Source organism: Ruegeria sp. BHSA191, from assembly GCF_059613325.1.
Window position 1 is genome coordinate 82,974 of record NZ_JBXWSH010000016.1, and the last position, 7,724, is coordinate 90,697.

The 7,724-nt window shown below is 63.2% G+C and carries 8 protein-coding genes; 6 read left to right on the forward strand and 2 right to left on the reverse strand.

Translation table 11 applies throughout. The features are described 5' to 3' along the window. The first annotated feature begins 2 nt into the window (after positions 1-2). The 4 genes from AC2FNS_RS14820 (at position 3) to AC2FNS_RS14835 (ending at position 5,045) form a co-directional block, all read left to right on the forward strand. On the forward strand, positions 3-938 hold the full coding sequence (locus tag AC2FNS_RS14820) for a hypothetical protein (RefSeq protein WP_496710906.1): 936 nt from the start codon (positions 3-5) through the stop codon (positions 936-938). Continuing rightward, entirely contained in the window at positions 935-2,929 is a 1,995-nt protein-coding gene (locus tag AC2FNS_RS14825) for a hypothetical protein (protein WP_496710905.1), read from the forward strand. Before AC2FNS_RS14820 ends, AC2FNS_RS14825 begins: the two co-directional genes overlap by 4 nt. Before the next feature lie 143 nt (positions 2,930-3,072). Continuing rightward, positions 3,073-4,062 carry a glycosyltransferase family 2 protein gene (locus tag AC2FNS_RS14830; protein WP_496797573.1) on the forward strand — a complete coding sequence of 330 codons (990 nt, stop codon included), beginning with the start codon at positions 3,073-3,075 and terminating at the stop codon, positions 4,060-4,062. Further along, positions 4,062-5,045 (forward strand): hypothetical protein, encoded by a 984-nt coding sequence (locus AC2FNS_RS14835; protein ID WP_496710903.1) that lies wholly within the window; start codon positions 4,062-4,064, stop codon positions 5,043-5,045. The genes AC2FNS_RS14830 and AC2FNS_RS14835 overlap by 1 nt, the downstream gene beginning before the upstream one ends. Positions 5,046-5,051: 6 nt before the next feature. Here the strand turns inward: AC2FNS_RS14835 and AC2FNS_RS14840 are convergent, their stop codons facing one another. Beyond that, positions 5,052-5,354 (reverse strand): DUF6476 family protein, encoded by a 303-nt coding sequence (locus AC2FNS_RS14840; RefSeq protein ID WP_040634129.1) that lies wholly within the window; start codon positions 5,352-5,354, stop codon positions 5,052-5,054. On the opposite strand from AC2FNS_RS14840, the gene AC2FNS_RS14845 reads away from it, so the two are divergent. Next, positions 5,353-6,396: an RluA family pseudouridine synthase gene (locus AC2FNS_RS14845; RefSeq protein WP_496710902.1), complete on the forward strand. Its 1,044-nt coding sequence runs from the start codon at positions 5,353-5,355 to the stop codon at positions 6,394-6,396. The genes AC2FNS_RS14840 and AC2FNS_RS14845 overlap by 2 nt on opposite strands. A gap of 125 nt (positions 6,397-6,521) precedes the next feature. Then, complete coding sequence (gene rpoH, locus AC2FNS_RS14850; RefSeq protein ID WP_496710901.1) at positions 6,522-7,418, forward strand: RNA polymerase sigma factor RpoH; 897 nt, start codon at positions 6,522-6,524, stop codon at positions 7,416-7,418. Positions 7,419-7,478: 60 nt separating this feature from the next. Here rpoH and AC2FNS_RS14855 read toward each other — a convergent pair. Continuing rightward, positions 7,479-7,724 (reverse strand): membrane dipeptidase (locus AC2FNS_RS14855; RefSeq protein ID WP_496803899.1); only part of this gene is annotated, 246 nt, incomplete at its 5' end.

The window sequence follows — 7,724 nt, forward strand, 5'->3', positions numbered from 1 at the left end:
CCATGGCCGACGAACTTTCGAAGGATCAGCTTAAGCCCGAGCATCCCGACCGCAAGACGGGGTACGAGCGCATTCTGACAGATCCCGCGCCGCCCTGGTTCGTCGAGATCTATCCGGGCGGGGAAGGAACTGGATTCCTCCGCAAGCTCGAACGCCATTCGATCCTGTTCCATCAGCGGGACGCGGCGCGTCTGGTCGTCAGTTTCGACAATATCGGCAATGCCAACGATCTGTCCTTCGCGCGCGAGCCCTGGGGCTGGAAGTTCTTCCGCGACGAGGGCTGGTCGCATATGGGCGTGTTCGCGCGGTCCAAGGCCTGGTACCGCGACCCCGAGATCATCGACTATTTCCAGGCCAAGGCGCGCGAAGGGTTTTTCGAGCGCTTCGACCAAGTCGTGTTTGCTGGCGCCTCGATGGGTGGGTTCGGGGCGCTGACCTTTTCTGCACTGGCGCCCGGAGCGGTGGTGATCGCCTTCAATCCGCAATCCACGCTGGATGAACGTCTGGTGCCGTGGGAGACCCGATATCGCTTTGGCAAGGTTCAGGACTGGGACCTGCCGCTGGGTGACGCGGCCGACTGCATCCGGACGGCCCAAAAGGCCTATGTTTTCTATGACCCGTTCTTCGAGCCCGATCGGCGGCACGTCCACCGATTGCAGGGCGCGAATGTGGTGCCGCTGAAGACGTGGTTCTCGAACCATTTCGCCGCGCCGATGCTGCGCAAGATCGACGCGCTGAAGCCGGTGATGCAGCAGGCCATGGCCGGCACGCTGGAACCGCAGGCCTTTTATCGGATGATGCGCGTACGGCGGCGCCTGCCCATCTACATGCGCGGGATCGAGGCGGTGGGTGAGGACCGGCATCCGAAACTGGTCGGGGCCGCGCGGCAGCGATTCCGCGCCCTGCGGCGCCAGGCTGCTGCGGGTGGCGCGTCATGACCCCAGACCGGGGCGTGTTCATCGGCCAGCGCAAGGACCGTCTGGGCGCGCGGCTCCTGATGATGCTGACCTGCATCCGCCTGGCCGAGGATTTTGACACGGACTATCGCGTCAACTGGTTTCCGCAAGGAGCCGACGCGCCGGAACTGGACGCCCCGCAAGAGCTGTTCGCCACCGATTGGATGGCGGCCCATTTCTTGGATGGGCAGGCTTACGACGAATTGGCCGCGGATGCCGTCCCCGTCTGGAGCTTTCAGGGCGATCATACCCCCGACAGGCTGCGCGAACATCTGGCCGCGGGCCGTTCGGTGATCGTCGAGGAGGGGTTCGAGGTTTTGGCCTTTCCCTGGGAAGATGTCGAAGCCATCCGCCCCCGATACCGCGATTTCATCCATCGGATCGGCTTTGCGCCGCCGATCCGCGCGGTCATGGACCAGGCCGACGCCCGGTTGTCGGGCAAGGGGGTGTCGGCCTATCACATCCGGCGCGGCGATATCTTGAACGGCCTGCCCTGGAAGCATACGACTTGGCCCGCCAAGATCGAGCCCGAAGAACTGTATGACGCGCATCTGGACAAGTCGCGCGGGCAGATGGCCATCATGTTTTCCGACCAGCCCGAACTGATCGCACGGTTTCAACAGCGCCACCCGCAATTGATCCAGATGGCCGATATCGCTGATCTGTCCGGCATGACCCGGGCCCAGCGGGATTTCCTGGAACTCTACACGATGTCGCGGGCCGACCGGGTGATCGCTCCGTTCATTTCGGCCTTTTCGATGGCTGCGGCCCGGATTTCCGGTCAGCAGCGGCTGGTGTTCCGCGACGTGCTGTCCGAAGACGAGATCGGCCGCGCCAATGAACGAGTCATAAAGCGGGTCGCCCGGGGACCGTCTGCATTTCTCAACCCGTCCGAGGCCGCCCATGTCTATGCCAAAGCGTCGCAATACCTCTGCGCGCAGGACCGCTGCCAAGAGGCCTATGACCTCGCCCAGCCGATCCTCGATGCCGGAGCGGACAATGCGTTTCTGCCGCTGCTGCAAGCGCTGAACGCCTTTTATCTGGGCAAGTGGAAGGAAAGCGAACACCTGGCCCGGACCGGGTTGGAAAACTCCGACCTCTGGCCCGAGGACCGAGCCGTTCTGTGTGCCTTGCGCGGCGCTATCTTGGGTGCCCAGAAAAAGCGGTGGGCCGCAGGGCGACAATTCGCAAAAGCGTTTTGGGCCAAGCCCTTGCGGCCCGATGTGGTCGTGTTGGGTTCGCGGATGCTTTACCGCGACCAACTGCCGTTCCGTCTGTTCCCGCCGGTCGACTGGGCGTTTCAGCGCCGGCTGCGGCAGCGCCGTTTCGCGCCGTTCAACAACCTGTATCTGGTCCAGCACAAAGTCATCGCACGCCAGCCCTGCAATTTCGACATGGTGCTGCTGGACTGGGCGGACCTTTCGTTGGACCAGCGCGCGCGACGGTTGCCCAAATCGCCTGCGCGGCTGGCCGCGCTCGAAGCGGCGGTTCGGGCATCGGAAGACCTGTCCGGTGACGATCCGGCCGTGCAAAGCCTGATTTCGACGGTGCACCGGCACACCGGCGAGGTGTCACTGTCGGCGGCGATCGACGTTGCGCGCAGGGTCGTGGCGGCCTGTCCCGACGCCCCACTGTACCACAAGCGCCTGGCCGAGTTGTATGCTGATGCCGGCGATGCCGGGGCGGCGCGGCTGTCGATGGCGGATGCGCTGGCCTGCGACCCCGACAATGCGTTCCTCGTCTTTGCCATGGGCCAGTTGTTGATCCGCCTCGGGGCCAAAAGGCAGGGCGAGCAGCAGATCCTGAATGCCGCGGAACTGGACGAGGTCACCGCCGCCATCCAAGGGGCGGCCGGCCGCATTTACCTTAGGCGCGGGAACAAGCCGCAGGCCAAAAAGTTCTTGGAACGGGCCGTGGCGCTTTGCCCGACCTATTCGCGGTTTTCCAACCAGCTGGGGCGGGTCGATGGGTGACATGCGCGCATCGACGCCCGAAGCTGCGGCGGGGCGGGGCAGTTTGCCCTTGGTCTGCCGGGGCGAAGAAAATAATCTGAATGAAAAACCGGTGCCCGCGGCGGGATCGCCCGACCGGGCCGATTGATCCGAGGCAGAACCGCATGGTCGAACAGCCCCCTCGCTTTGTCAGCGTGACCCCGATGAAGAATGAGGGCCCCTTCGTTCTGGAGTGGGTGGCGCACAATCTTGCAATCGGAATCGACCAGATGGTCGTGATGACGAATGACTGCACGGACGGCACCGACGCCCTGTTGCAGCGACTGCACGACCGCGGCGTTCTGATCCATGTCGACAACAACTCGGCGCGTCCGAGCAGCCCGCAGAAGCGTGCCTACAAACGGTTCCTGCGCATGGACGTGGCGCGGCCGCAGGACTGGGTCGTAGTTATCGACGCAGATGAGCACATCAATGTAAAGACGGACGACAACAACCTGCAATCATTGGCAAAAGCGGTGCCGGATGCGCGCATGATCTCGATGACCTGGCGGTTGTTCGGAAATGCGGGGGTCGTGGGCTATGAAGACAGGTTCCTGTCCGAACAGTTTTGCCGCGCCGCCCCGGAACACATGCCTCGCCCGCCGCAGGCCTGGGGGTTCAAGACCATGTTCCGCCGACACCTTTGGAACGTGATCGGCGTCCACCGACCGAAGCGCCCCAACGTCGAGAGCATGGCGGAGTGCCATTGGTACAACGGATCGGGGCAGCCGATGCCCGAACGCTATTTCACCAGCAGCTGGCGCTCGGCCCGGGACTCGGTCGGGTACGATCTGGTGCAGGTGAACCACTATGCGCTGAAATCCTGCGAAAGCTATCTGGTTAAGAAGGTGCGGGGGCGGGCGCATCACACGGGTGAAAGCCTTGGGTTGGACTACTGGAACATGATGAACCACAACGCGGTCGAGGACCGGTCGATTGACGCCATCGCCGATCGAAAGCGGGGCCATTTCCACGACCTCATGTCGGACCCTGAAACCGCGCGCCTGCACCACCAGTCCTGTGACCTGCATCGCCGGCAGATTGCCGAGCTGCTGAATACCGCCGAGATCCGCGCCCTGATGCAGCAGATGACGGCCGGGCAGGAGGGTGCCTGATGCTCTGGTTGCACCTCGGCTTGCCGAAAACCGGTACGACCGCGCTTCAGTCCTATTTGCGCGGTCATGCGGATATCTTGTCCGAGAACGGGCTGCGCTACATGAAGGCCGGGCGTCAGCGGCCGGACACGGGCGAGCGCCCCAAGGTCAGCCACAACATGATGGCGTTTCACCTGAATCAGACGGCCCAGCCGCTGGACGCTTTCCGCGAAGCGATCGCTCGCGAATACGAAGATCACGCGGACAAGGCCTGTGTGGTGTCGTCCGAGATGTTCTACACCGCCGACCTGGCGCGTCTGGCGCAGGTCTTCGCGGAAATTCCCGCGCGCGAAATGCGCGTGGTGTTCTACTGCCGCCGCTATTCCGATTTCTTCGAGGCCGATTACAAGCAGCGGGCCAAGAACGGACGGCTGCCCGCGGATGGCTCGGGCTTTGTCCGTGACCGGCTGGCCGCGATCCGGTCCAACCCGAACGGGCACAGCTATGCCGGTGCGGTCGGTCGCATCCGAGCGGCTTTTCCGGGCGTCGCGATCGTGCCGCTTCTATATGAACGGGCGGAGCTCGCCAACGGCAATGTCATCGATGATTTCCTGTCACGGCTTGGGGTTGCGCCGCCACCCGGGTGTCCGACCGACCTGCCGGCCAACCTGTCCTTGTCGCGGGTCGCCAGCGAGGCCTTCGGCGTGGTGACCCGGGCCATCGGGCGCAAGCGCAGCCGCCAGTTGCGCCGTCAGGCGGTGAGCGATCCGGTGATGATCCGCCGGCATGACGTGCTGGAACCTGATGAGCGCGCCTGGCTGGATGACTTTCTGGCCGAGGCTGACGAAGGGTTCCGGCAAGAATTCTTTCCCGACCGCAAAGTTTTGTTCTCTCCGGTCCGCCTTGGTGCCGAAGATCTGCGGTTCCGCCGCGACAGCGCCGAAGAGGTCGCTGCTCTCAAGCAGGCATCGGAAATCGTGTTCCGTATGGCGCTGGACGCCTGAGGCGCTTCAATCCAGAGGAATTTCCTGCCGCTGGCGTCCGGTGGTCTTGTCGAAGATCAGGATACGGTTGTCATCGGTCACCACGGCGAACCAGTTGCTGCCGATGGTAACGGCCTGGGCGCGGGCACCGTCGGGCAATTCGATCTGATCGGGCAGGGTGGGGGTTCTGTCCGATAGGCGGATGACAATCAGGGCGAATGTCACTAGAACGCCGCCAATCATCACCGCGGTCAGCAACATGACCATGCGGCGCAGCAGGCGCAGCTGAGGCGTTTCCTGCGGTTCTTGAGGATCTGAAGGGACAGTCATGGGCACCCGGCAAATAGACTTCGTGATCGCGGACGCTCCGCCGCCCCGCCTTGATAAGGCGCTTTCGCGGGATGTGCCAGCAGATGAAAATCTGTCGCGGACCCGTCTGGCCCGCCTGATCGAGGAGGGCGCGGTTTCGGTGGACGGCAAGGTCGTGACCGATGCCAAGGCCAAGGTGGCGGAAGGTGCGGCTGTCTGCATAACCGTGTCCGAGGCGGATGAGAGTCATATCGGCCCCGAGGACATTCCGCTGGACATCGTGCACGAAGATGCCGACCTGATCGTGATCAACAAGCCTGCGGGGATGGTCGTTCATCCGGCGCCGGGATCCCCCAACGGCACTTTGGTGAATGCGCTGCTGCATCACTGCGGCGATGATCTGTCTGGCGTGGGCGGGGTCAAGCGGCCGGGCATCGTTCACCGGATCGACAAGGATACCAGCGGGCTTCTGGTGGTCGCCAAATCGGATGCGGCCCATCAGGGGCTTGCGGCCCAGTTCGAGGCGCACAGCGTCGAGCGGTATTACCGCGCGGTGTGCTACGGCGTTCCTGATGCCAACGATCCTCGGCTGCGCGGCATCAAAGGCGTGAGTTTCGAACCCGGCAACGTGATGCGGATCACCACGCAGCTGGCGCGGCACAAACACGACCGGCAGAAACAGGCCGTGCTGTTCCACGGCGGTCGCCACGCCGTCACGCGCGCCCGGGTCGTCGAGGTGTTCGGGCAGCCCGGCGCGGTGTCGCTGATCGAATGCTGGTTGGAAACCGGGCGCACCCATCAGATCCGGGTGCACATGGCCCATGCCGGGCATGGTCTGGTGGGCGACCCGGTCTATGGAGGCAAGCGCAAACTGTCGGCCCGGTCCTTCGGCGCGGACGCGGCAGAGGCGGTGCGCAGCTTTCCCCGGCAGGCGCTGCACGCGGCGGTTTTGGGGTTTGAACACCCCGTGACCGGCGCTCGGATGCGGTTCGAGGCCCCTATTCCGCAGGACATGCAGGCCCTGATTTCGGCGTTGAAACAACCCGCAAAGTCTCGTGACTAACGCATTCTTAGGTTTCCGTTATCAATCTTTAATCCCACACTGTTAACACCTGCCCTTGAATGGTCCGAAACGTGGCCCCATATCCATGTTAAGGACATAAACATTGGTCCAAAGGGACGTGATACATGGCAAATTACAAAAACCTCCCCGTGCCCACGCCTGAAGGCGGGCTGAACCGGTATCTGCAGGAGATTCGCAAGTTTCCGCTGCTCGAGCCGGAAGAGGAGTACATGCTGGCCAAGCGTTGGGTCGAAGAGCAGGACACCGAAGCGGCGCACAAGATGGTGACGTCGCATCTGCGGCTGGCCGCCAAGATCGCCATGGGCTACCGCGGCTATGGGCTGCCCCAAGCCGAGGTGATTTCCGAGGCCAATGTAGGCCTGATGCAGGCCGTGAAACGGTTTGACCCGGAAAAGGGCTTCCGCCTGGCGACCTATGCCATGTGGTGGATCCGCGCCTCGATCCAGGAATACATCCTGCGGTCGTGGTCGCTGGTTAAACTGGGCACCACGTCAGCGCAGAAAAAGCTGTTCTTCAATCTGCGGAAAGCCAAGGCACGCATCGGTGCGTTGGAAGACGGCGACCTGCATCCCGACAACGTCAAGCAGATCGCCAACGACCTTGGCGTGACCGAAGAGGAGGTCATTAGCATGAACCGCCGCATGTCCGGCGGGGATGCCTCGCTGAACGCCACGGTCGGTTCCGACGGCGAAGGCACCATGCAGTGGCAGGACTGGCTGGAAGACGAAGATGCCGACCAGGCCGGCGATTATGAGGCCCGCGAAGAGCTTGAGGTTCGGCGTGAGTTGCTGGCCGAGGCGCTCGAGGTGCTGAACGACCGCGAAAAGGACATCCTGACCCAGCGGCGGCTGATGGATCAGCCCGTCACGCTGGAAGAGCTGAGCTCGCAATACAATGTCAGCCGCGAGCGGATCCGCCAGATTGAGGTGCGCGCCTTTGAAAAGCTGCAGAAAAAGATGCGGGAACTGGCGCGGGAAAAGGGGATGCTGACCCCGGCCTGATGCGCGAGGCCCGACCAGAACAACCGGCCCGGATCGCTCCGGGCCGGTTTTTTCGTGCCGCTACTCCAGCTGTTGGCGGAATACCCGTACCATGTTTTCGCCCATGACCTTGCGGATCTGTGCTTCGGTCAGGCCTTCGTCCTGCAAGGCCGAGGTCAGCGCGGCCAGTTCCGACGTGTCAAACGCGGTCTCGACCGAGCCGTCATAGTCGGACCCCAGCGCCACATGATCTTCGCCCACCGTTTGGATGGCGGCCTTGATCATTTTCGCGATGCCCGTCGGGGTGATGTCGCCGCAGGTGACATC

What these genes read in the sequence shown, in the direction of transcription:
- AC2FNS_RS14820 (WP_496710906.1), top strand. Translation starts at nt 3, where the DNA reads ATGGCCGACGAACTTTCGAAGGATCAGCTTAAGCCCGAGCATCCCGAC.
- AC2FNS_RS14825 (WP_496710905.1), top strand. Translation starts at nt 935, where the DNA reads ATGACCCCAGACCGGGGCGTGTTCATCGGCCAGCGCAAGGACCGTCTG.
- AC2FNS_RS14830 (WP_496797573.1), top strand. Translation starts at nt 3,073, where the DNA reads ATGGTCGAACAGCCCCCTCGCTTTGTCAGCGTGACCCCGATGAAGAAT.
- AC2FNS_RS14835 (WP_496710903.1), top strand. Translation starts at nt 4,062, where the DNA reads ATGCTCTGGTTGCACCTCGGCTTGCCGAAAACCGGTACGACCGCGCTT.
- AC2FNS_RS14845 (WP_496710902.1), top strand. Translation starts at nt 5,353, where the DNA reads ATGGGCACCCGGCAAATAGACTTCGTGATCGCGGACGCTCCGCCGCCC.
- AC2FNS_RS14840 (WP_040634129.1), bottom strand. Translation starts at nt 5,354, where the DNA reads ATGACTGTCCCTTCAGATCCTCAAGAACCGCAGGAAACGCCTCAGCTG.
- rpoH (WP_496710901.1), top strand. Translation starts at nt 6,522, where the DNA reads ATGGCAAATTACAAAAACCTCCCCGTGCCCACGCCTGAAGGCGGGCTG.